Origin of the sequence: Actinomadura sp. NBRC 104425 (genome assembly GCF_030269545.1) — a bacterium.
GTDB classification, from domain to species: domain Bacteria; phylum Actinomycetota; class Actinomycetes; order Streptosporangiales; family Streptosporangiaceae; genus Spirillospora; species Spirillospora keratinilytica.
This window is the reverse complement of sequence record NZ_BSTN01000024.1, coordinates 1-23,483: the sequence shown is the minus strand read 5'-3', so window position 1 is coordinate 23,483 and position 23,483 is coordinate 1. Positions and strand designations below refer to the sequence as shown.

The window sequence follows — 23,483 nt, the reverse complement described above, 5'->3', positions numbered from 1 at the left end:
AGGCCGGGGATGAAAGCGGAAGGCATCCAGGCTGCCGCCTGGCTCCTCATCGCGCTGCCGCTGGCCGGTGCGGCGGTCCTGCTGCTCGGCGGGCGCCGCACCGACCGGTGGGGGCATCTGCTCGGCGTCGCCATGTCGCTGGCGTCCTTCGTCGTGGGCGCGGCGATGTTCGTCCAGATGCTCGGCTACGACCCGGAGCAGCGGCGCCGCATGCTGCACCTGTGGGAGTTCTTCGACGTCGGGTCGTTCAAGGTCGACATGGGGCTGCTGGTGGACCCGCTGTCCATCAGCTTCGTGCTGCTGATCACCGGGGTGGGTTCGCTCATCCACATCTACTCCATCGGCTACATGGAGCACGACCCCGACCGGCGGCGCTTCTTCGCCTACCTGAACCTGTTCGTGGCGGCGATGCTGCTGCTGGTGCTGGGCGACAACTACCTGGCCATGTTCATCGGCTGGGAGGGCGTGGGCCTGGCGTCCTACCTGCTGATCGGGTTCTGGCAGCACAAGCCCAGCGCGGCCACCGCCGCCAAGAAGGCGTTCGTGGTGAACCGGGTCGGCGACTTCGGCTTCATCACCGCGATCATGCTGATGTTCGCCACGTTCGGCACGGTCGGGTTCGAGCAGGTGCTCGGTGAGGGTGCCGAGCACGTGGGCGCGGCGTCCCAGCTGAGCACCGGCACGGCCACCGCGATCGGGCTGCTGCTCCTGCTCGGCGCGTGCGGCAAGTCGGCGCAGCTGCCGCTGCAGTCCTGGCTGCTGGACGCGATGGAGGGCCCGACCCCGGTGTCGGCGCTGATCCACGCGGCCACGATGGTGACCGCGGGCGTGTATCTGATCGTTCGGTCCGCCCCGATCTACGAGATGGCGCCGGACGCGCAGCTGGTGGTGACGATCGTCGGCGCGGCCACGCTGCTGGCCGGTGCGATCATCGGGTGCGGCAAGGACGACATCAAGAAGGCCCTGGCCGGTTCGACGATGTCGCAGATCGGCTACATGATGCTGGCCGCCGGGCTGGGCCCGGCCGGGTACGCCTTCGCCATCGCGCACCTGATCGCGCACGGCTTCTTCAAGGCCGGGCTGTTCCTGGGCGCCGGGTCGGTCATGCACGCCATGAAGGACGACGTGAACATGCGCCGGTACGGGGCGCTGCGCGCGGTCATGGTGATCACCTGGGCCACGTTCGGCCTGGGCTACCTGGCGATCATCGGGTTCCCGCTGCTGTCGGGGTGGTTCACCAAGGACGCCATCATCGAGGCCGCCTTCCACAAGGGCGGCACGTCCGGCGCGATCCTCGGCACCTGCGCGCTGGTCGGCGCGGGCGTCACCGCCTACTACATGTCCCGGGTCATGTTCATGACGTTCCACGGCGAGCAGCGCTGGGACGAGGGCGTGCACCCGCACGAGTCGCCCAAGGTGATGACCGTGCCGCTGATGCTGCTGGCGGTCGGGTCGCTGTTCGCGGGCGGCTTCCTCATCCTCGGCGGGTTCGCCGACTTCCTCGGCCCGGTGGTCGGGCATCCGCACGAAAGCGAGTTCCACTGGATCACCGCGCCGGGCATCGCCACGCTGGTGCTGATGGTCATCGGCGTCGGTATCGCGTGGCGGCAGTACGGGGCCCGCCCGGTGCCGCGCAGCGCGCCCGCCGGGTCGTTCCTCACCGTCGCGGCCCGCAAGGACCTGTACGGCGACGCCATCAACGAGTCGCTGCTGATGCGTCCCGGGCAGTGGCTGACCCGGCTGGCGGTCTGGTTCGACAACCGCGGGGTGGACGGCGTGGTCAACGGGCTGGCCGCCGGCATCGGCGGCAGCTCGGGCCGGCTGCGGCGGATACAGACCGGGTTCGTCCGCTCCTATGCCCTGTCCATGCTCTTCGGTGCGGCCATCGTCGTGGCGGCGCTGCTGGTGGTGAACGTCTGATGGAAGACTTTCCCTGGCTGTCCGTCCTGATCGCGCTGCCCGCGGTGGGCGCGCTGGTCGTCGGCCTGCTGCCGCGGGCCCGCGAGGAGCTGGCCAAGCAGGCCGCGCTGGGCGTGTCGGTGCTGGTCGCGCTGGTCGCGCTGGCGATGGCGATCCAGTTCGACACCGGCGGGCCGCGCTTTCAGTTCGAAGAGACCTACTGGTGGATCCGCGCGTTCGGGGTGCACTGGGCGCTCGGCGTGGACGGCGTCGCGCTGACCCTGATCGGCCTGTCGGTGATCCTCGTCCCGCTGGTGATCCTGGCGTCCTGGCGCGCCGAGGACCGCTCCGGCGGCGTGGACGTGCCGCCGCGCCGGTCGGTGAAGACGTACTTCGCGCTGCTGCTGACCATGGAAGCGATGATGATCGGCGTCTTCGCGGCGACCGACGTCTTCCTCTTCTACGTCTTCTTCGAGGCCATGCTGGTCCCGGTGTACTTCCTCATCGGGTACTACGGCGGGGCGCAGCGCTCGTACGCGGCCGTCAAGTTCCTGCTGTACTCGCTGTTCGGCGGGCTGCTGATGCTGGTGGCCGTCATCTGGCTGTACCCGCTGTCGAACCGCCCGGTGAGCGAGGGCGGGCTCGGGCACGGCACGTTCCTGTTCAGCGAGCTGACCGAGCTGCGGATCGACCCGACCACGGCCAAGTGGCTGTTCCTCGGCTTCTTCGTCGCGTTCGCGATCAAGGCGCCGATGGTGCCGGTGCACACCTGGCTGCCGGACGCGGCGGCGCAGTCCCCGGTCGGGGCGCTGGTGCTGATCGTCGGCGTGCTGGACAAGGTCGGCACCTACGGCATGCTGCGGTTCTGCCTGGAGCTGTTCCCCGGCGCCGCCAAGTGGGCCACCCCGGTGGTGATCACGCTGGCGGTGATCAGCGTGATCTACGGCGCGGTGCTGGCGATCGGGCAGGTGGACCTCAAGCGGCTGGTGGCCTACACGTCGGTGTCGCACTTCGGGTTCATCGTGCTGGGCGTGTTCGCGATGACCTCGCAGGGCCAGTCCGGCGCCGCCCTCTACATGATCAACCACGGGTTCGCCACCGGGGCGCTGTTCCTGGTGGTCGGCTTCATGATCACGCGGCGGCGGTCGGCGCGGATCGACGCGTTCGGCGGCGTGCAGAAGGTGGCGCCGCTGCTGGCGGGCAGCTTCCTGATCGCCGGCCTGGCCGGGCTGTCGCTGCCCGGGCTGGCGCCGTTCGTGTCGGAGTTCCTCGTGCTCACCGGCACGTTCACCCGCTACCGGGTGGCCGCGGTGCTGGCCGCCACCGGCATCATCCTGGCCGCCATCTACATCCTGTGGATGTACCAGCGCACCATGGGCGGCCCGGCCAAGGAGGCCGTCGGCGGCATGAAGGACCTGTCGCTGCGCGAACGGCTCGCCATCGGCCCGATCATCGCGATCATCGTGGCGATGGGCTTCTTCCCGCAGCCGGTCCTCAATGTGATCAACCCTTCGGTGCAGCACACGCTGGCCCGGGTCGACAAGTCCGACCCGGCGCCCCAGATCGTCGCTGAGAACGGAGCGCGTCCGTGAGCACCTCGACTTCGGTGAGCGTCGTGCTGGCGCAGAACGACATCCCCGCGCCGCACATCGAGTACGGGCAGATCGCGCCGATCCTGGTGATGTTCGGCGCGGCCGTGCTCGGCGTGCTGGTGGAGGCGTTCGTCGGCCGCGCCTGGCGGTACCCGGTGCAGCTGACGGTGGCGTTCGTCGGCCTGATCGCGGCGCTGCTCGGTACGATCAAGCTCGCCTTCGACAAGCCGTTCCACGTCGCCGCCGAGGGCGCGCTCGGCGTGGACGGGCCGACGCTGTTCGTGCAGGGCACCGTGTTGGTGCTGGCGCTGGTCAGCCTGCTGCTGATCGCCGAGCGCCGGCAGGGCCACTTCGCCGCGCAGGCCGCGGCGCTGCCCGGCACGGACGCCGAGCAGGCGACCGCGGCGGCGGGACGCACCCAGACCGAGGTGTTCCCGCTGATGACGTTCGCGGTCGCCGGCATGATCACCTTCCCGGCCGCCAACGACCTGCTGACCATGTTCGTGGCGCTGGAGATCCTGTCGCTGCCGCTGTACCTGCTGTGCGGGCTGGCGCGGCGCCGTCGGCTGCTGTCGCAGGAGGCCGCGGTCAAGTACTTCCTGCTGGGCGCGTTCTCCTCGGCGTTCTTCCTGTACGGGGTGGCGCTGCTGTACGGCTACGCCGGGTCGGTGCGGCTGTCGGCCATCGCCGACCAGCTCAGCCGCAATGCCGGCCAGGAGACGCTGCTGCTGGCCGGGACCGCGCTGCTGTCGGTGGGCCTGCTGTTCAAGCTGGGCGCGGTGCCGTTCCACATGTGGAAGCCGGACGTGTACCAGGGCGCCCCGACCCCGATCACCGCGCTCATGGCGTCCTGCACCACGGTGTCGGCGTTCGGCGCGATCCTGCGGGTGTACTACGTCGCGTTCGAGAACCTGCGCTGGGACTGGCGGCCCGCGATGTGGGGTGTGGCGATTCTCACGATGGTCGCCGGCGCGGTCATCGCGATCACCCAGACCGACGTCAAGCGGATGCTGGCCTACTCCTCGATCGCGCACGCGGGCTTCCTGCTCACGGGCGTGGTGGCCACGTCCCGCGACGGCCTGTCCGGCTCGCTGTTCTACCTGGCCGCCTACGGCTTCACCGTGATCGGCGCGTTCGCGGTGATCTCGATGGTGCGGGACGCGGGCGGCGAGGCCGCGCACCTGTCGCGCTGGGCCGGGCTCGGGCGCCGCTCCCCGGTGGTGGCCGGAACGTTCGCCTTCTTTCTGCTGGCGATGGCCGGTATCCCGCTGACCAGCGGGTTCACCGGCAAGTTCGCGGTGTTCAGCGCGGCCGTGCAGGGCGGGGCCACCCCGCTGGTCGTGGTCGGCGTGGTCGCCTCGGCGATCGCGGCGTTCTTCTACGTCCGCGTGATCGTGGTGATGTTCTTCTCCGAGCCGGAGGCCGACGGGCCGTGGGTGGTCGCCGGACCGGCCACCGCGACGGCCGTCGCGCTCGGTCTGACGGCTACTGTTGTACTCGGCGTGCTGCCCCAGCCCGTGCTGGACCTCGCGGGGCACGCCGCGTCGCAGATGTTCGTCCGGTAGACCGGGGGTCCTGGTGAGTAGTGCCGTTGCGTTCGACCTGACAGTGGATGACGGTCTCGCGGCGGACATCCGGGAACGGCTCGCCGCGGTCGAGGACCTGCTCCGCGAGTCGGTGCGCAGCGACGTACCGCTGCTCGCGGACGCGTCCCGGCACCTGCTGGAGGCGGGCGGCAAGCGGTTCCGTCCGACGCTGGTGCTGCTCGCCTCGCACTTCGGGGATCCCACCGCGTCCGGGGTCGTCCCGGCCGCGGTGGTGGTCGAGCTGACCCATCTGGCCACCCTGTACCACGACGACGTGATGGACGAGGCGACGGTGCGCCGCGGCGACCAGTCGGCCAACGCCCGGTGGACCAACACCGTCGCCATCCTCACCGGCGACTACCTGTTCGCCCGCGCCTCCGACCTGCTGGCCGACCTCGGGCCGGAGGCGGTGCGCATCCAGGCGCGCTCGTTCGCCCGGCTGGTGCGCGGCCAGATCCAGGAGACCGTCGGCCCGGCCGCGGACGCCGACCCGCTCAAGCACTACCTGCAGGTGCTGGCCGACAAGACCGCGTCGCTGATCGCCACGTCCGGCCAGCTCGGCGCCATGCTGGCCGGGGCGCCGGCGCATATCGTCGACACCATTACCTCGGCGTGCGAGAAGATCGGCGTTGCGTTCCAGTTGTCGGACGACATCCTGGACGTCGCGTCGGAGACCGAGCAGTCCGGCAAGACGCCCGGCACGGACCTGCGGGAGGGCATCCGCACCCTGCCGATCCACCACGTGCAGGCCGGCATCGGCTCGGGCCCCGACGACGCCCGGCTGCGCGAGCTGCTGACGCTCGACCTGACCGACGACGCGCTGCACCGCGAGGCGCTCACGCTGCTGCGCGCCCACCCGGCCATGGACCAGGCCCGCGCCGACCTGCGCGCCTGGGCCGAGGACGCCCGCGCCGAGCTGATGACGCTGCCCGACATCCCGGCCCGCGCCGCTCTGACGGGCCTGTGCGACTACGTGGTGTCCCGCACGGGCTGACGTCCGTCCGCCTCTCCCTCCGCGCCGGGCCCCGTGCTCGGCGCGGATGTCTTTTGTAGAGCCTTTTCGGGACAGGTCTGTCAACCACGGTGCCGGAGCGCGGTTGCCGGTGTGTGAGCCGGCCTGAAAGCCCCGGGGTGGCTTCACCAGACGTCGCCGTCGCGCCAGTCGCAGGTGAGTGCGCCGGACACGTCCACCGGTGCGGTCAGGGGGAGCACGAAGACGCCGTCGTCGTCTTCCTCGGTCCGTACGACACCCTGGGGGGTGAGCGCGTAGGTCGGCCCCTGCCACCGCGTCCAGCCGAGCGCCGAATAGAACTCGCCGGCCTGGTCGGCGGCGGACAGGGCGCCCAGTTCGTACGCTCCCGTCAGCACGCGTGTGATGGCCGCCATGAGGGCGGCGCCGCAGCCCTCGCGCCGCCGGTCGCCGCGGACTCCCACGGCCTCGACGTAGCCCGTGCGCAGTGCGCGGCCGTCGTGCAGCATGCGCCGCTGGACCACCGACGCGTGCCCGATCAGTTCGGCGCCGTCCCAGGCCAGTGCGTGGACGCCGCCCAGCGCATGCTCCCAGTCGGCGTCGGACAGGTCGCCCTCGAAGACGTCGTCCAGCAGCGCCCGGATCAAAGCGAGCGTCGCGCCGTCCAACTCGGCGGTGTGCGATGTGCGGATCTCCACGTCACCCATCTGGTCATTCTGCTCGCGGGAAGCGGGCTTGGCGGACTTCGGGCACGGTGGGACGGCGGGCCCGCGGCCGTGCCCGAGCGGTCAGACCTTCCCGGCAGAGGCGAACTCGCCGACCCCGCGGACTTTCATGGCGTGCATGACCAGGTTGATCAGGACGTTCTTGCAGGAGTCGAGTTTGCGGGCGTCGCAGAGCATGACGGGGACGTTGGGGCCGAGGTTGAGTGCGGTTTCGATTTCGCCGAGTTCGTATTGGCGGGCGCCTTCGAAGCAGTTGACGGCGACGACGAAGGGGGTGCCGCGGCGTTCGAAGTAGTCGACCGAGGGGAAGCAGTCCTTGAGCCGTCGGGTGTCGGCCAGCACGACGGCGCCCAGGGCGCCGAGGGCGACTTCGTCCCACATGAACCAGAAGCGTTCTTGGCCGGGGGTGCCGAAGAGGTAGAGGACGTATTCGTCGCGCATGGTGATGCGGCCGAAGTCCATGGCGACGGTGGTGGTGGTCTTGCGTTCGACGCCGGAGACGTCGTCGATGCCGATGCTGCGGTCGGTGAGGAGTTCTTCGGTGCGCAGGGGTTGGGTCTCCGAGACCGTGCCGACCATGGTGGTCTTGCCGACGCCGAAGCCGCCTGCGATCACGATTTTGACCGCGGTGGGGAGTTTGCGGGCGTTCGGCGTGCGCTTAGAGGGCCCGGAGACCATCGATCACCGCCTTGTAGAGCCTGATGTCGTGCATGTCCGCTTCGGGGTGTGGTTCCTGCATGGTGATCAGCCCTTTGTCGAGCAGGTCGCCCAGCAGGACGCGCACGGTGGCGACGGGGAGGTTCAGGTGGCCGGTGAGTTCGGCGACCGACATGACCTCCTGGCACAGCTGCAGGATGGCCAGGTGTTCGGGGGTGAGTCCGACCTCGCCGTCGGGGAGGGGGCCGATGGCGACGACCAGGGTGATGAGGTCGAAGTGGCCGCGGGTGGGTTCGAGTCGGCCGCTGGTCATCACGTACGGGCGGACCATTGGGCCGGTGCTGTCCTCGGACCACTGCCCGTCGGACCACTGCCCGTCGGACCACTGCTGGTCGGGCGTGTGTTCGCCTGTGGCCTCGGGCGGCATTGCGTCGTCCTCGGGAGGCATCATCACTCGGCCCGGTCCTCGGCACCCGGCACCCGCGCCGGAGACGTCAGATGATGGCCCATCTTGGCGGTGAGCGCCGCCATTTCGTAGGCGATACTCCCGGCGTCGGCCTCCTCATCGGCCAGCACGGCCAGGCGGGCGCCGTCGCCCGCCACCGTGACCAGCAGCAGCGCCGACTGCATCTCGATCAGGCTCTGCCGCACCGGGCCGCAGTCGAAGCGGTCGGCACCGCTGTTGGCCAGGCTGTGCAGGCCCGAGGCGATCGCGGCCAGGTGCTCGCCGTCGTCCTGGCTCATGCCCTGCGAGGCCGCCATCAGCAGGCCGTCGGCGGACAGCACGACCGCATGCCGAGTGTGCGGCACCCGCTTCACCAGATCGTCCAGCAACCAGCCCAAATCGGCCGGCGAACCAGACTTCTGCATCACTGTCGTCCTCACCTTCTGCGCCTCTGGTACTTCACTCCGAGGGCCGCCTGCGCGCGGCGAGTGCCCGGGTCCTCACAGACCAGAGGCCGCCCGGGACGGCATGTGCCTCGACGCGCCCGCCGTCGTTCGCAGAGCCCTGAGGTGGAATGCCAGATCGCGATACAGCCTTGGGTCGTGCAGTTCGACGTCGAAATCGGGATGCTCGACATGGATGAGGCCCTGGTCGAGCAGGTCGCTGAGCACTTCACGCAGGCCTCGGCCACCGACCGGGATGCGCAGGTCGTCCAGCAGGACGCGGATCATCACGTTGTCGTGCGTCGCCGCGCCGCAGTAATGGGCGATCTCCAGAACACTGCGGGGGAGCTGGCACAAGCCCAGCAGGCGCAGATATTCGGGACTGAGCCTCTCTAAGCCGGCCAGAGCGCCCCCCATGGCGGGACTGGTTCCGCCGTTTTCCGGCAGGCGCATCGGCACGGTGGCGACGACCATGCTGAGCGGATGGAACTCGCGGTACCGCAGGTGCCGCGAAGCGCCGGAATGGGTGACGTGAGATCGCGCCGCATCCGTGATCATGCGGTGCTCGGGATGCTGCGAATGCTCGTTCATCATCCTCGCCGTGTCACTGCCCGTCCGGGGCCCTGTCGGTCGTCTCTGCGGGCGCCGGCGCATCTGCCGCGTCGGCGGCCTGCGTGCGCTGGGCGTCGGCGCGGCCTTGGCGGGTGAGCCTCTGGTAGTTGCTGAGGCGGCGGCGGACCTCCTCGGGGTTCGGCGCGTCCTCGGCGACGTGACCGGCGTCGGCGGAAGTCGGCTCGCGCAGCGGTTCGGCGAGGCTCTCCTGCGGTCTGCGGATCGGCAGCCCGTTCTCGGTGAGGGACTTTGCCCCCTCGTCCGTCCGGCCTGCGGTGCCGTTGTCGGCGGGACGGCGCTGGTCCTCCGCTTCGGCGCGTTGCGGGATCCGATTGCCGGTGGCCGGGGTCTGCAACCCCTCGGCGTCGCGGGAGCCGTTGGGCTGGGCGGAGCGGACCAGGCTCAACGTCGGCTGGGGCGCGGTGGACGGGGCGCTGCCCTGCGGGCGGCCGCCGTTGGAGACGGCGGCGTGGCCACCCGAAACCGAGCCGGCGACAGGAGGCTTCGCGGGCTTGGGGGCCGGGGCCGGAGGGGTCGTCAGAAGGTCCTGCGGCAGCAGGACGACCGCCTGAACGCCCCCGTACGGGCCGCTCATGAGAGTGACCTGGATGCCGCGCGCCTTGGCGCACTGGGCGACCACGTACAGACCCATGTGCTTGGGGTCCAGCTCGGCGGGCGGGTTCGCCAGCAGGTGGTTGTACTCCTCCAGCTTCTCCGGCGTGAGCCCCAGACCGTGGTCGACGATCTCGATGGCCACACCGCTGGCGGGGTAGGTGACGGAGATCTGCACCGGGCTCTGCGACGGGGAGTACTTCAGCCCGTTCTCGATCAGCTCGGCCAGCACGCGGACCAGATCGTCCACGGCGGGCCCGATCACCCAGTAGTCCTTGGCGACGGGCTCGCTGACAACGCGGTCGTAGTCCTCCACCTCGCCGATCGCGGCGCGGATCAGGTCGTAGAGGCTGCGCGGCCGGATCAGACCGCGGATCTGCCTGCCGCCGGACAGCAACTGCAGGTTCGCCAAAAACCGGCCGATCAGCACCAGCTTGTTGTCGACGACGAAGAGGCGGCGCAGTTCCTCGGTGCCCAGGTCCGGACGCCGCTCGAGCTCGTCGAGCGTGCTGAGCGCCTGCCGGACCAGCGCCTGGGGCCGCTGCGCGACCTCCTGCAGCGCCTCCTTGTGGCGGTTGTGGATGTCGATCTCACGCACCGTCGAGGAGACGACGTCCCGCGCCAGTTCGTTGAACGCCTTGGCGACCCGGTCGATGTCGTCCCCGCCGCCCTTCAGCGGCGGAACCTCGGCGTCGACGTCCACCCTCTCCCCGCTGCGCAGCCGCTCCACCACATGCGGCAGCTTGCGGGTCAGATCCTCGGCGGCCGAACGCAGCTCGCTGAGGCCGCGGGCGAGGTTGCGCAGCGCGGTGAACGCAAGCCACGCCGACGCGATGACCGCCACCAGACCGAGCCCGCCGGCGACGGTCAGACGCCCGATGACGCCGGCGGCCATGGGGAAGGACCGCTCGACCAGCCGGTCACCGCCGGCGTCGATCGTCTCGTCCCACTGCTGCAACACCTGCTCGGTGGCCTGCTGCCACTCCGCGGGGCGCACGACGACCCGGGCGTTGGGGCGCTGCTCCTGGCGCAGCCGGTTCTGCAGCCTTTCCATCTGGGCGTACGCGGGGGTCTGGCTGAGGCGTTCGTACCTGTCCCGCGCGTCGGTCGACAAGGACGCGGCGGCGTCGCTGGTGACCTGCCGCTGCGCGCTGATGGCCTCGATGACCCGCTGGTAGTCGCCGGCGGCGAGCCGTCCCTTCGTCAGCACCTCGGCCACCGTGGCGTCCTCGCGGGCCAGCATCTCCCGGGCACGGGTCAGCTCGATGAGCGCGCGGCCGTCCGCGGCGAGCTCGGGGTCGTCCAGTCCCGCGGTGGCACGGCTGATCCGGAAGGCCGCGTCGATGGCGTCGTTGTACACCTGCGCCGCACTGGCCGCCGAGACGGCACCGGCGTCGGCACCGTCGCGGACGCCGGCCAGCCTCCGCAACCGCCGGTCCGTCTCCTTCACATACGGCATGATCTCCTGGTCGGCCTTGAAGGCCTTCTTCCGCCACTGCTCCACGTAGCGGTCGGTCTGCACGCGGATGTCGCGCCGCACCTGGGCCTTGGCGCCGCCCGAGCGGGTCGCCGACTGGGCGATCTGCACCAGCGTCGCGCGCCGTTCCACCTGCAGCACGTTGATCAACGTCTTGGTGGGGCGTCCCGCGGTGTTGTCACGGGATTGGACGGTCCACAGGTTGCCGGCGTCGTTCCAGGTGACCCAGGCGGCGAAAATCCACAGCGCGAACAGCGCGATCAACATGACGGTGATCTTCGGCCGCAGACGAGCCTTGGGGGTACGGCCGTCCTTGCGCAGGCGCGAACGCATCAGCAGTCCTCGTATCAACACGTGCCATAGGGAGGAGAGCTGTGGGGATGCCCGGAGGCTGCGGCCTCAGCAGTCCCACATGACTCGTGAGAACACTAGCAACGTCGATAACGCAGCGAATGTCGAATGTCTCCCACAGGTATGGCACGCTCGCGCCGCGCGCGGGGGAGCACTACATCCGGTCCCAGTAGTCGTCGCGGCGGCGGACGTAGAAGTTCCGGCTGAACTCGATCTGCCGGTGCAGGTAGGCGGCTGCGTGCGGGCAGCGGTCGCGCAGCGGCTCCAGCAGCCGGCGGCAGTCGGCCAGCAGGTCGTCGATCGTGCGCTGGACGGCGCCTTCGTCGCCGTCGACCAGGGCCAGCGCGTTCAGGTCGCCGTTCTCGCCCCAGGTGCGGTCCCGCTCCTGGGTGGCCAGGTCGTTGTACAGCCGCAGCACCTGCTGGACCCGCTGGCTGGCCTCCTCCAGCTCGTCGAGGCAGGCGAGGATCCGCTCGTCGCAGGTGGCGATCCAGTGGGTGATGTTGACCCAGGTGGAACCGAAGTTGTCGGCGTTGTCCAGGTACTGGTCGAGGGTGGGCCGCTCGGAGGTCTTCCAGTGCCATTCGCGGACCATGGCGGTCAGCATGCGGTCCAGCGCTTTGCGCCAGCGCGGCTGCAGCATGCCGTAGGCCGGCGCGGCGGCCAGCTCGTCGCGCAGGTCGGCCAGGAACTCCGCGAGCGTGTCGCCGGGCGCGGGACGGCCGCCGTCGGCGACGCTCCGGCATCGCTGTACGGCGTCGTGCACCTGGTCGGCCTCGGTCGCCAGGGTGTCGACGATGTAGTCCAGCCCGAAGATCCACAGGCTGGTGCGCGCGCTCGGCCGCAGCTGCTCGGTGGTGCAGCCGGGGGCCTGCGCGGTGACCGCCGCGGCCACACCGAAGGTGACCTTCCGGCTGAACGGAGGAGAGGGGAACAGATCGCGGTACCGCTCCCTGGCCTGGTCCAGATCTGCCTGGCAGTCCAGCAGGTCGCGCCCCACCGTCCCTTGGGCGGAGCGGTGGTCTGCGGCGGTCTCTTCCACGCCCTACTCCTTGTTGTGTTCGGCACCTGTCGGTCGCCGAGCCGCCGGCGGCAGTGCCCGGCGAGGACGCGCCCTGCGGCGTCGGCGGGCGTCGCCTGCCGGACGACCCGCGCGGCGCGGAGCGGTGCCCGCCCCGCGCCGATCATGAAACGGCTGCGGCAGTCTAGTGCTGCGCGGCCCGCGCCCGGGGCTCCAGAACGATCTGGACTGGCTGGTTGGGGATCAGCGCCAGCGACACCCGCGGTTTGAGCTCGGTCGTGCCCCGCTGCACGACGGGACGGCAGCGGCGCAGCAGGGCCGTCAGGATCAGCAGGGCTTCGAGGAAGAAGAACGGCTGGCCGACGCAGCTGTGCTCGCCGTACCCGAACGCCAGGTAGGCGAGCCGGTGCCGGTCGGCGGACAGGGCCGGGTCATGGCGGTCGGGATCGAAGCGGAGGGGATCGGGCCACACGTCCGGCACCCGGTGGGTGAGATACGGGCTGATGATGATGTACGAGCCGCCCTTGATCCGCACACCGTCGATCACGTCGTCGTCTCGGGACTTGCGCGGGATGATCCAGCCAACCGAGTAGATCCGCAGCAGCTCCTTGAGCACCTGCCTGGTGTAGGGCATCTGCCGCTGCACCTGGTCCCAGCTCGGCGAACCGGAAGCGATCACCGCGTCGACCTCGGCGTACATGCGCTCGGCCACGTCCGGGTGCTGCTCCAGCACGGGCCACAGCCAGGTGAGGGCCACGGCCGTGCTCTCCGACCCCGCGACGAAGGTGGCGACGAGGTCGTCGCGGATCTGCTGATCGGTGCGGCCGGCGCGGGCGAGCATCCCGGCGATCCCGGGGGCGTCGGCCCCCTCCTCCCGGGCCATCCGCACCAGCGGCAGCACCAGTTTGTCGACGGTGGCCACCGCGTGGCGGAAGCGCCTGTCTCCCGGCAGCGGCACCCAGTTCGGCGCCCACGGCAGTGCGAGCCGGGCGGCGAAACTGGTCACGGCGACGCGGATGGCCTCGCCGACCACCGCGGAATCCTCAAGCGAGATCCTGCTGCCGAAAAAGACGTTGTTGACGGCCCGGTGGATGATGCCGGTCATCTCTATGTAGCAGTCGAGCTGCCGCCCGTCGGCGCTGCGCTGGACCAGGTCGTCCACCGCCTCGTCGATGGCGGCGGCGAGCCCGTCGAACGCGTTGCGGAACGCGCGTCCGGTGAACGCGGGCTGCAGGGCGGCGCGCGCCGCCCGGTGCGTCGGGCCGTGCGTGCCGATGCCCTGCTCTCCCACCAGCCGCTGCATCGGCTTCCACATCATGCCTTCGCGCGGGTAGTTCTCGGCCGTGGCTCCGTGCAGCACGTGCTCGACGTGTTCCGGCCGGGTGACCAGGTACGGGCGGAACGCCAGCATGTTCAGCCGGCAGATGCCGCCCTGATGCTCCTGCACGATGTCGGTCAACGCGTTGTACAGGTCACCGGTCTTCCGCAGGCCGCGGGTGATACGCCGGAACGGGATGCTGATCGGGTCTCGCGCGTGCTGGTGGGTAGTGCGGGTGTGGTCGGCGGTGATCGACAACGCGGCCCCTTTCCAAGACGCGGCCTTGGCCTGGCAGAGCTATGGGACTTACAGGTGCGCCCCTCGCGTCTCGCGAGTCCCCCGTCGCGCGGCGTGGTTCATGCCATTACGTCCGGCCTGCAGGTAGCGCGGGTGACCGATTTCTCGTCTGCACTTGGCGAACTCCACCACAAAGTAGACAACGCGCTGATCCTTGCACCACTCCGCAGCGAAGTATCACATATGGTGCAATCTTCTTACAAGATCGATTCGGGTGGCGGTTATGAGTCACCAGGTGAACCCGCGCGCCGGGGTAGCGGGGCCAGGGGGCCCGACGCGGCGGGCTGACGATGGCAGTCGCCCCGATGATCATGCCCGTGATCTTCAGCGACAAACCGCAGCAAACCAGAGAGCTGACGTGGTCGAGGGCGGACGCGCAGACGGAGCCGCGGACCGCCGCCATGGCGTCCCCCTCGCGCCCCAGCCGGATGCTGCATCCTGCCCCATCACCGGCGTGACCGACGCTCGTCCCGCGGCGACAGCACGTTGTCGTGCCACGGCTCGAAGATCAGAGCATGGACAGGTATCCGCGCAACAGGTACCCAGGGGTACCGGTCGGCCAGCCATCCCGGCGGTTGGGCGCCTGTCCTGCGTGACGGGCCGACCGCAGCCCCCGGCCCCGCCAAGATCACGATTCATGCCCGCCGTACCGGCCGGTCCACGCCCGACCCGCACCATGCACTGATCACCGACCTTGTTTCCGGTGCGGCCGACGCCCAGCCCGAGAACCGCCCGTACGGAGCCGTCCTCCCGCCCCGCCGAATATGGCGGACCAGGTCGGCGTGGGCGGGGTCTCTCCCGGGCATCCGCGTCAAACGCTGACCGGGCCCGGAGGCCGGGTGCAGGCCGACGTCAACGATCGTGCCGCGCGCGCATGCGCATGGCATTACAGTGTCCGCCGTTGATCGTAACAGTGTCGGTCAAGGCGACCGGCAGGGGAGGGACGGGTACGTGCATGCCCATCGCAGGGCCGGGATGGCGGACCGAGACGATCCCCATGGCCTGCCGGCTCGCGGCCATGCGTGCGCACGGCGGTGCTGCCCGATACGCCGCGCGAATCCCCGACCACCTTGATCTGTGCAAGACGTGGGCCCGGTACAGGGACGGGATGTGGAGTCCGCGGCGCGACGACCGCGCCGAGTGCACCGGCGACGGCGGGCACGATCGGGATACGCCCGGCGGCCGCGAGCACAAGCCCGCGCCCGCCCGTGGCGCGGACCCGCTTCTTCCGCTCCCGCAGCGGCCTGCTCAAGAGCCGTAGGGGCGGACGTCCGAAGTCCAGGTCCCCGCTGCACCACGCGATGCGCCGGTCACGCCGCCGTGTCTCGCGCGGGCGGCGTCACATGGGCAACCGTGGCAGGCTCCGGCACGCCGTGCGGCTGTAACCACCCGCAGGGCACCCAGTGGCCTGCATGGCCGCAGAATGCCCCGGGTGGAACGGGCCGACCGCCCCAGCAGCTGCAACTCGAAACCGGGTTGCCGGTCGGCCGGTGGAAGGCGAGCGGCTGCCGAAGCCGGCCGACTTCGGCAGCCACTGGATCAGACCTGCGCGACGGGGTCCAGCCCGCGGACTTTCATGGCGTGCATGACCAGGTTGATCAGGACGTTCTTGCAGGAGTCGAGTTTGCGGGCGTCGCAGAGCATGACGGGGACGTTGGGGCCGAGGTTGAGTGCGGTTTCGATTTCGCCGAGTTCGTATTGGCGGGCGCCTTCGAAGCAGTTGACGGCGACGACGAAGGGGGTGCCGCGGCGTTCGAAGTAGTCGACCGAGGGGAAGCAGTCCTTGAGCCGTCGGGTGTCGGCCAGCACGACGGCGCCCAGGGCGCCGAGGGCGACTTCGTCCCACATGAACCAGAAGCGTTCTTGGCCGGGGGTGCCGAAGAGGTAGAGGACGTATTCGTCGCGCATGGTGATGCGGCCGAAGTCCATGGCGACGGTGGTGGTGGTCTTGCGTTCGACGCCGGAGACGTCGTCGATGCCGATGCTGCGGTCGGTGAGGAGTTCTTCGGTGCGCAGGGGTTGGGTCTCCGAGACCGTGCCGACCATGGTGGTCTTGCCGACGCCGAAGCCGCCTGCGATCACGATTTTGACCGCGGTGGGGAGTTTGCGGGCGTTCGGCGTGCGCTTAGAGGGCCCGGAGACCATCGATCACCGCCTTGTAGAGCCTGATGTCGTGCATGTCCGCTTCGGGGTGTGGTTCCTGCATGGTGATCAGCCCTTTGTCGAGCAGGTCGCCCAGCAGGACGCGCACGGTGGCGACGGGGAGGTTCAGGTGGCCGGTGAGTTCGGCGACCGACATGACCTCCTGGCACAGCTGCAGGATGGCCAGGTGTTCGGGGGTGAGTCCGACCTCGCCGTCGGGGAGGGGGCCGATGGCGACGACCAGGGTGATGAGGTCGAAGTGGCCGCGGGTGGGTTCGAGTCGGCCGCTGGTCATCACGTACGGGCGGACCATTGGGCCGGTGCTGTCCTCGGACCACTGCCCGTCGGACCACTGCCCGTCGGACCACTGCTGGTCGGGCGTGTGTTCGCCTGTGGCCTCGGGCGGCATTGCGTCGTCCTCGGGAGGCATCATCACTCGGCCCGGTCCTCGGCACCCGGCACCCGCGCCGGAGACGTCAGATGATGGCCCATGCTGCCGACCAGCATGGCCATCTCGTAGGCGATCAGGCCCACGTCGGCCGCCTCGTCGGCAAGCACGGCCAGGCAGGCGCCCTTGCCCGCCACCGTGACCAGCAGGAACGCCGACTGCATCTCGATGATGGACTGCCGGACGGGACCGCCGTCGAACCTGATGCCCGCGCCCTTGGCCAGGCTCTGGATGCCCGACGCCACGGCGGCCAGGTGCTCGCCGTCGTCCTGGCTCATGCCCTGCGAGGCCGCCATCAGCAGGCCGTCGGCGGACAGCACGACCGCATGCCGGGCGTGCGGCACCCGCTTCACCAGATCGTCCAGCAACCAGCCCAAATCGGCCGACGAAGCAGACTTCTGCATCAGTGATCGTCCTCGCCTTCTGCTGCTCGCGTGCCCATCGTCCGGGCCGCCTCATCACGCCCGCGGCGGGTGCCCTCCTGGTAGGAACCCATGATCCGCAGCACCTCCTCCGGGGAGCGACCGCCCGGCTCGTCCGGCTCCTCGTCCTGCCGCTCGTCCTGCGCCGCCTCGCGCAGCGGCGAGACCAGGTTGGCCTGGGGGACCCGGACGGGCAGACCGGACGGTGTGCTGGCGTTCTCGGGCACGGTTGGCTGCTCCTCCGGCGGTTCGGAATCGTCCTCGGGACGCGCGGCGCCGTTCGCGATCCCCCTGCCGGGACGCGTACGGGCCTTGGCGGGCGCGTCGTCGCTCTTGTCGTCTCCGGCCGTGCGAGCGTCGCCGCCGCGGCCGGTGGACGAGGCGGCGCCCCACCCGTTGGAGTGGGCCGCCGGACGCTCGGAAGTGAGAGAGGGGACCGCGACCGGCAGGCGGTGCTCCCCGGGGCCGCCCGGCACCGCGGTCTTCCGCACGGCCGTCGCGGTGGTCTGCTGCGGCTTGGCGGTGGTCTGCAGGCCCGACGGCTCGACCACCGGCGCGCGGGGGATGACCGCGACGGCGGTGGTGCCGCCGTGGGCCGAGCGCTTGCGCGACACCTGCACGCCGTACCGCTCTGCCGAGCCGGCGATCCGCTCGTTGATCTGCGCCGACTTCTCGTCGGTCATGCCCCGGCCGTCGATGTCGGTGGCGAGGCCGTCGGCCGCCGCGTGCCCGCCGACCTGCACCACCGTGTCCGGCGGGAAGGACGACACCGCGTTCAGCGGGTGGGGGACGTCGCGGACCGCGTGTCCGGCCGACTCCACCGTCGCCCAGGGACGCCGGTCGGTGGCCCCGCAGGCGCCACCGCCGCGGACCGACGCCCGGAACTCGTGCAGGGGCGCCCATGCGGCGAAGGCGCGCAGGGCGGTGCTCCTGGTCCGCAGGCGCGAGTTGCGGAAACGCATCGGCTTGTCCTCAGTGAGTCCTCAGATGGGCTCCCGGGGGACTCGGTGCCCGTCATGAGGGTGGCTGACGGCGGCGAGCCGGAGGGGTCCCGGTATCCGGTGCGGTCAGGTGGACCGCATGGCACGCGCAAGTACCTTAGCAACGTCGGTGCCCGCCTTGGCGTACCTTGTTCCCACTGAGTCGCGCTAATGCGGAATCACGCCGACGTGATCAGGCGTGTATTGCTCTGACCTTCGGAAGCGCCCACGGCACGCATTTGTGTGATGTTCATGACAAGGGTGCCGTGGGCGCGCTCCCACTCAGTCTTCCGCGCCCAGATGGCGGCGCGCCAGGTGGCGTGCGGCGAGAACGGACGCCCGGACGATGGCGGTGGGGTGGTACAGATCCTTGTCGTGCCACAGCGCCGGCCCGGCACCGTATCCGTTTTGTCCGACTTCGTGGCTCAAGAGGAATTCATTGGCCTGCGCAACGACTTTTCGCAGTCCTTCGGAGGTGTCGGTGTTGGGCAGCAGGGTTTGCACGGCATAAGCCGTTTCCTCGGCCGTCCCCGACCACAGCCCCCACGACCCGTCGGGCCGCCGGGTGTCGAGGACCCAGCGCCGGGCCTGCTCGACCGCGGCCGCCGCCTCGGGCCCGCCGAAGTGCTGCAAAGCCAGCACGCAGGACATGGTGGCGTAGTAGGGGGAGACGTGCCACCGGTCGGTCCAGCTCCCGTCCGCGTGCTGGTTCCGGCGCAGCACCGAGACGAGCTTGTCGACGGTCGCCCGGTACCGCTCGACGGGGACGGGACCGCCGCGGCCGGTCCCGTCCGGCCGGGAGGCGCCGTTCGCCGTGATGTGCCGCAGGTAGGCGCCGAAGGCTTCGAGCGCGTGCGCGTTCGTCGTCACGGAGAAGCCGTCCTCGCCGGGCCAGGTGCAGATGTGCGTGTCCGTCTCGTACGTCCACAGCGGGTCGGGTGGTGTGGGCGCGCCGAGCAGGGCGAGGGCGTACAGGGCGCCGGACGAGGTGTCCGCGTCGGCCGGCAGCCCCTCCGCCGCGGGGGTCCCGGTCGGGCCGAGCGCGTCTTGAAGGCTCGTCCGCAGGTCGGCCGGCACCGACGACACCAGACCCGCGCGCGCCAGGATGGACAGCACCCAGCCCCGCTCGAAGACGGTGATGGGAAAGCCGCACGGCGCCAGCCCGCCGTGGCGGCTCACGACCGCCTCCAGGAAGATCCGCGCCGGGTTGCCCGGATCGCCGGCGGACCGCTCGTCCAGCCACGCCGCGGTGGCCGCCGGGGACGCGCCGATCGTGCCCGTGCCGGCCGGTCGGACCGCCGCGGTGCCCCGGGCCAGGTCGGCGACGGTCTCCAGCGCGTGCACCACCTTGTCGGGCGGTGCGATGCCGGCCGCCAGCACCTTGCGGATCTTGACCAGCCGGGAGTCGTCCAGCCCGGGCGGCAGGCCGAGCCGGGCCCCCGGCGACCAGACGGACCGGGCCAGGTCCGGCCGTGTCCGCTCCAGCTCGTCCAGCCGCCGGTTGATCGAGTCGACGAGGGAGGCGGCGATGAGATCGACCGCGGGCATGTCCGGCACGCCGTCGGCGTCGAGCGCGGGCAGCAGCCGCTCCAGCATCCGCAGCCCCCGGTCGGCGGCCACGAGCAGTTCGCCCGGCTCGGCGGCCTGCGCGGCGCCTTTGTCGCGGTCCAAAGACGTCAGCAACGCCTCCACCGCGCTCAGCGTCGGGACCATGGCGTAGCCGCCCGGCGCGCCCCAGCCGCCGTCGGGCCGCTGCGTCGACAGCAGGTACCGCACGCGCCTGCCGTGGCCGGTGAGCCACGGGGCCAGGGTCACCAGCTTGCCGGTCTCGTAGATCGACGGGGACACCTGCCCCCAGGGCTCGGCCAGGAGCCCGCCGACCAGCTCACGGGCGGCCGCGGCCAGGTCGGCCTCCGTGCCGGACGGTTCCTGTGTGCTTGCGGAGGCTGTGCGTACGGAGATGGCGTCGCCCACTGTCACTGCTCGCTCCAGTCGTCCATGCCGTGGGAGGGGATGGTGTGGCTCACAGCTCGCCCCGGTGATCGGTGCGGCCGTATGAGCCGGTCTGGCGTTCAGGTAGGCCGCGTCCCGGGGGCAGCCCGCCCGCGGGGGCTCGATCATGCGGCGGCAGCGGTCGACGAGCGCGCCGAGCCGCGCGGTCGCCTCGTCCCGGCTCACGCCGAGCGGCGGCGCGTTGAGGCCGCTCCGCTCGGCGTCTCGGCAGAAGGAGGCCAGGTCGTCGAGCAGCCGCTGCGCCTGCCGGCCGGCCGCCTGCGGCTCGTCCAGCCGCTCCAGCGCGGGCGCGTCGAAAGCGAGGATCCGGTGTGAGAGGTCGACGAGGTCGGAGCCGAAGCTGTCGGCGCTGTCCGGACCGGGCGTTGCCGATCTCCTTCGACGCGCCGAGAGCGTCCCGCGCCGGCCCGCGGAGCTTTCGGGCGGCCGGACGGGCCGCCCTGCCGCTCGCCGAGCCCGCGAACCGCGGTGCCGGGGCGTGCCTGTCGGTCCCTGCCTCTGCCGGCGATCGGCGGCTCCCCGCGATCCCGGTCACGGCTCCTGTGCCCGGACGTCCTGCGGTGACACCGGTGTGCGCCACCGGAGGCCGCGCGCGGGGACGGCGGCAGGCGGGCCGCCAGGCCGCCGGGTGCCGCCTGACAGGGGAGCCGGGTCGCGAGAGGGAGGGCCTACGCCTGTGCGCGGTGCCTGTTCCGACGGACATCCTCGACCTCTCGCGGTGCATTCCCGACGCGGAAGAGATGGGAGCAGCTAGGCGTTTATTGGCTTTTGAGAAACTTGTACGTTATGGGCGTTTCTGGGGAAGTATCGCATGATCAATTAACGCGATCAAGGGTGCGCATGTTGACTTTTGTGGCTCGTGGGAGTGACCTTCCTCACTTGCCGGCGCGTTGTCTGCGCTGTTGAGGCGCCCTGACAAAACGCAGCGTGACGGCTGATCGCCGATAATCACGCTGCGTTATTTATTCGCCATGATCAGTCGAACGAAGTATCGATTTTCCGGCTATCCGCATAGCGTGCATGCTTATTCCGGCAAAAGGGATAAAACGGGTGTCGTCAGCCCTTGAGGCGACCGGCGTCGGCGATGTGCGCGTTCAGCGGCGTCGGTAGCAGGACGGACCACGGCCGCTTGGTGGACACCTTGATGCCGCCGACGATCGTCCGGTCGCCGCAGCGGGCCGTCACGTCGTACACACCGGGACGCGCGTCGCGGCGGACCACCGCCGTGCCGACGCCGTAGTCGTCGTCGCCGGTCAGCGTGACCGTCCTGGTGAACGCCGCCGACCGGGCCCAGCGCCGCCCGGGTCCCGCCGCGTCGCAGCCGGGCACCGTGACGTCGACCCGCTCGCCCGGGCGCGGCGTGTTCGGAGATACCAGCACCGGCCGCGCGCCGATCGCCGTGGCCTGTCCGGAGACCGGGCAGACCAGGCCGGCGGCGACCAGGGCCGTGCCGACCACGGCGATGCCGCGCAGGCGCAACCGTACTCCTCGGGATGGTGACAGGGGACGTGCCGTCCACCGCGGACGCGCCGTCCGCGGGACGTGACTGTCGGCACTCTAGTGGCTTCCGGGCACCACCTCTAGGGATGTATCGAAACGTCCGAAATGGTCATGCGGTCTCGGGGGCCGGGGAGCGCACCGCCCGGCGTGCCCGGCGGCCCGCCGACATGCCGTCCGCCGTCAGCACGATCAGCGCCGCCCACACCAGCAGGAACCCGATCCACCTGCTGGCCGGCATCTGCTCGTGCTGCACCAGCAGCCCGATCAAAAACTGCAGCACCGGCGCCAGGTACTGCAGCATGCCGACCGTGCTCATCGGGATCCGCGTCGCCGCCGAGTTGAACAGCAGCAGCGGGATCGCGGTCACCACCCCGGCGCCGGCCAGCAGCGCCATGTTGCCCGCCCCGTGGCGCCCGAACGCCGCCGAGCCGTCCGCCTCCAGCGCCAGCGCGAGCACGAGCGCCGGTACGAACATCACCGCGGTCTCCACCGCCAGGCTCTCCACCGACGGCATGTTGGCGAACTTCTTGACCAGCCCGTACGTCCCGAAGGAGCAGGCGAGCACCAGCGCGATCCACGGCAGCCGTCCGTAGTCGGCGGTGAGCACCGCGACGGCCGCCGCACCCAACCCGACCGCCGCCCACTGCCCGGCCCGCAGCCGCTCCCGGAACACCACCACGCCGAGCAGGATGCTGATCAGCGGGTTGATGAAGTACCCCAGCGACGCCTCGATCGTGTGGCCGGTGTTGACGGCGTAGATGTAGGTGCCCCAGTTGGCGCTGATCACCACGGCCGCGACGGTCAGCAGTGCGAGCCGGCGCCCGCCGACGGCGCGCACCCACCCCCAGTGCCGCAGCACCGCGCACATCACCAGCACGGCCACCAGCGACCACATGATCCGGTGAGCCAGGATCTCCATCGACCCTGCCGGCTTCAGCAGCGGCCAGTAGAGCGGGAACAGCCCCCACAGCGCGTAGGCGGCGACGCCTGCCAGCATCCCCCGACGATCCACCACGGGCATCACGGTATCAGGACGTAATCTGTCAAACCCGGACACACTCCTGACGGGCCCCTGATGGCCGCCGCGTCCGCGCGTTAGTCTGGAAGACATGTTCGGCTTTGCGAAGACCGAGATGGTCTCCCCGGAGAAGGCGCTCCCCGGCCGGGAGGAGCCGATGCCCGTCCCGCCTCGCCACGAGGTCCTCGACGCCCCGCTCGCCCCGCCCTACCCGGAGGGCTCCGCGGTCGCCGAGTTCGCGCTGGGCTGCTTCTGGGGCGCCGAACGCAAGTTCTGGCAGACGCCCGGCGTCGTCAGCACGGCCGTCGGCTACGAGGGCGGCTACACCCCCAACCCCACCTACGAAGAGGTCTGCACCGGCCTGACCGGCCACACCGAGACCGTCCGCGTCGTCTACGACCCGGCCCGGATCTCCTACGACGATCTCCTACGCGTCTTCTGGGAAGCCCACGACCCCACCCAGGGCATGCGGCAGGGCAACGACATCGGAACCCAGTACCGCTCGGCCGTCTTCTACCAGGACGACTCCCAGCGCAAGGCCGCCGAAGCCTCCCGCGACGCCTACCAGAAGGTCCTCACCGAAGCCGGCTACGGCCGCATCACCACCGAGATCACCGCGGCCTCCCCCTTCTACTTCGCCGAGGCCTACCACCAGCAGTACCTGTCGGACGCCAAGAACCCGAACGGCTACTGCGGCCTCGGCGGGACAGGTCTACCTCTAGGCCGTGTTTAGAAAGTCCTGGTTGTCGGTTCGGTCGCGGCATGTCGGTGCCTGGATACAGGTGAGGTCTCCGGTAGATGGATCAACGACCAAGAAGACCATCTGCAGGAGACCTCGATGGCCAGGGTATCGATCGCGGGGCGCAAGGACTTGACCGACCGGCAGTGGCGGGTGCTGGAGCGGCTGCTCCCAGAGGGTAAACGCCCTGGCAGGCCTGCCAAGTGGACGCGCAGG

General features: G+C 70.4%; 20 protein-coding genes. 5 read left to right on the top strand and 15 right to left on the bottom strand.

Annotated elements, in window-relative coordinates; genetic code table 11:
* Positions 1-9: 9 nt before the first annotated feature.
* From nuoL to QSK22_RS26610, 4 genes are read left to right on the top strand one after another with little or no spacing between them, the layout of a single operon-like run.
* Complete coding sequence (gene nuoL / locus QSK22_RS26625; RefSeq protein WP_285497125.1) at positions 10-1,920, top strand: NADH-quinone oxidoreductase subunit L; 1,911 nt, start codon at positions 10-12, stop codon at positions 1,918-1,920.
* Positions 1,920-3,491: an NADH-quinone oxidoreductase subunit M gene (locus QSK22_RS26620; protein ID WP_285497124.1), complete on the top strand. Its 1,572-nt coding sequence runs from the start codon at positions 1,920-1,922 to the stop codon at positions 3,489-3,491. The genes nuoL and QSK22_RS26620 overlap by 1 nt, the downstream gene beginning before the upstream one ends.
* Positions 3,488-5,056 carry an NADH-quinone oxidoreductase subunit NuoN gene (nuoN, locus tag QSK22_RS26615; RefSeq protein ID WP_285497123.1) on the top strand — a complete coding sequence of 523 codons (1,569 nt, stop codon included), beginning with the start codon at positions 3,488-3,490 and terminating at the stop codon, positions 5,054-5,056. Before QSK22_RS26620 ends, nuoN begins: the two co-directional genes overlap by 4 nt.
* Before the next feature lie 37 nt (positions 5,057-5,093).
* On the top strand, positions 5,094-6,071 hold the full coding sequence (locus tag QSK22_RS26610) for a polyprenyl synthetase family protein (RefSeq protein WP_285497194.1): 978 nt from the start codon (positions 5,094-5,096) through the stop codon (positions 6,069-6,071).
* Between the two features lie 143 nt (positions 6,072-6,214).
* Here the strand turns inward: QSK22_RS26610 and QSK22_RS26605 are convergent, their stop codons facing one another.
* The 15 genes from QSK22_RS26605 to rarD all read right to left on the bottom strand — a co-directional run bounded on the left by QSK22_RS26605 (position 6,215) and on the right by rarD (position 22,531).
* Positions 6,215-6,754 carry a GNAT family N-acetyltransferase gene (locus tag QSK22_RS26605; protein WP_285497122.1) on the bottom strand — a complete coding sequence of 180 codons (540 nt, stop codon included), beginning with the start codon at positions 6,752-6,754 and terminating at the stop codon, positions 6,215-6,217.
* Between the two features lie 81 nt (positions 6,755-6,835).
* Positions 6,836-7,450 (bottom strand): GTP-binding protein, encoded by a 615-nt coding sequence (locus QSK22_RS26600; protein ID WP_285497121.1) that lies wholly within the window; start codon positions 7,448-7,450, stop codon positions 6,836-6,838.
* Positions 7,431-7,880, bottom strand: a complete 450-nt coding sequence (locus QSK22_RS26595) for a DUF742 domain-containing protein (RefSeq protein WP_285497193.1) — start codon at positions 7,878-7,880, stop codon at positions 7,431-7,433. Before QSK22_RS26595 ends, QSK22_RS26600 begins: the two co-directional genes overlap by 20 nt.
* Positions 7,880-8,299 carry a roadblock/LC7 domain-containing protein gene (locus tag QSK22_RS26590; RefSeq protein WP_285497120.1) on the bottom strand — a complete coding sequence of 140 codons (420 nt, stop codon included), beginning with the start codon at positions 8,297-8,299 and terminating at the stop codon, positions 7,880-7,882. Before QSK22_RS26590 ends, QSK22_RS26595 begins: the two co-directional genes overlap by 1 nt.
* Positions 8,300-8,374: 75 nt before the next feature.
* Positions 8,375-8,911, bottom strand: coding sequence for a helix-turn-helix domain-containing protein (locus QSK22_RS26585; protein ID WP_285497119.1), 537 nt, complete (start codon positions 8,909-8,911; stop codon positions 8,375-8,377).
* A gap of 10 nt (positions 8,912-8,921) precedes the next feature.
* The gene (locus QSK22_RS26580; RefSeq protein WP_285497118.1) at positions 8,922-11,351 is read right to left on the bottom strand and encodes a sensor histidine kinase; all 2,430 of its coding nucleotides are present in this window, start codon (positions 11,349-11,351) and stop codon (positions 8,922-8,924) included.
* A gap of 172 nt (positions 11,352-11,523) precedes the next feature.
* A complete protein-coding gene (locus QSK22_RS26575; protein WP_285497117.1) occupies positions 11,524-12,411 on the bottom strand; it encodes a terpene synthase family protein in 888 nt (295 codons plus the stop codon).
* Positions 12,412-12,574: 163 nt separating this feature from the next.
* Positions 12,575-13,966: a cytochrome P450 gene (locus QSK22_RS26570; RefSeq protein WP_285497116.1), complete on the bottom strand. Its 1,392-nt coding sequence runs from the start codon at positions 13,964-13,966 to the stop codon at positions 12,575-12,577.
* A 1,578-nt stretch (positions 13,967-15,544) separates the two neighbouring features.
* A complete protein-coding gene (locus QSK22_RS26565) occupies positions 15,545-16,150 on the bottom strand; it encodes a GTP-binding protein (RefSeq protein ID WP_285497115.1) in 606 nt (201 codons plus the stop codon).
* Positions 16,131-16,580, bottom strand: coding sequence for a DUF742 domain-containing protein (locus tag QSK22_RS26560; protein ID WP_285497193.1), 450 nt, complete (start codon positions 16,578-16,580; stop codon positions 16,131-16,133). The genes QSK22_RS26565 and QSK22_RS26560 overlap by 20 nt, the downstream gene beginning before the upstream one ends.
* On the bottom strand, positions 16,580-16,999 hold the full coding sequence (locus QSK22_RS26555; protein WP_285497114.1) for a roadblock/LC7 domain-containing protein: 420 nt from the start codon (positions 16,997-16,999) through the stop codon (positions 16,580-16,582). The genes QSK22_RS26560 and QSK22_RS26555 overlap by 1 nt, the downstream gene beginning before the upstream one ends.
* Positions 16,999-17,979: a hypothetical protein gene (locus QSK22_RS26550; RefSeq protein WP_285497113.1), complete on the bottom strand. Its 981-nt coding sequence runs from the start codon at positions 17,977-17,979 to the stop codon at positions 16,999-17,001. The genes QSK22_RS26555 and QSK22_RS26550 overlap by 1 nt, the downstream gene beginning before the upstream one ends.
* A 300-nt stretch (positions 17,980-18,279) precedes the next feature.
* On the bottom strand, positions 18,280-19,977 hold the full coding sequence (locus tag QSK22_RS26545) for a prenyltransferase/squalene oxidase repeat-containing protein (RefSeq protein ID WP_285497112.1): 1,698 nt from the start codon (positions 19,975-19,977) through the stop codon (positions 18,280-18,282).
* Between the two features lie 1,089 nt (positions 19,978-21,066).
* On the bottom strand, positions 21,067-21,489 hold the full coding sequence (locus tag QSK22_RS26540; protein WP_285497111.1) for a hypothetical protein: 423 nt from the start codon (positions 21,487-21,489) through the stop codon (positions 21,067-21,069).
* 130 nt (positions 21,490-21,619) lie between these two features.
* Positions 21,620-22,531 (bottom strand): EamA family transporter RarD, encoded by a 912-nt coding sequence (gene rarD / locus QSK22_RS26535; protein WP_285497110.1) that lies wholly within the window; start codon positions 22,529-22,531, stop codon positions 21,620-21,622.
* An 88-nt stretch (positions 22,532-22,619) separates the two neighbouring features.
* Here rarD and msrA point away from each other — a divergent pair, with 88 nt between their 5' ends.
* Positions 22,620-23,261, top strand: a complete 642-nt coding sequence (msrA, locus tag QSK22_RS26530) for a peptide-methionine (S)-S-oxide reductase MsrA (RefSeq protein WP_285497109.1) — start codon at positions 22,620-22,622, stop codon at positions 23,259-23,261.
* The last annotated feature ends 222 nt before the right edge of the window (positions 23,262-23,483 follow it).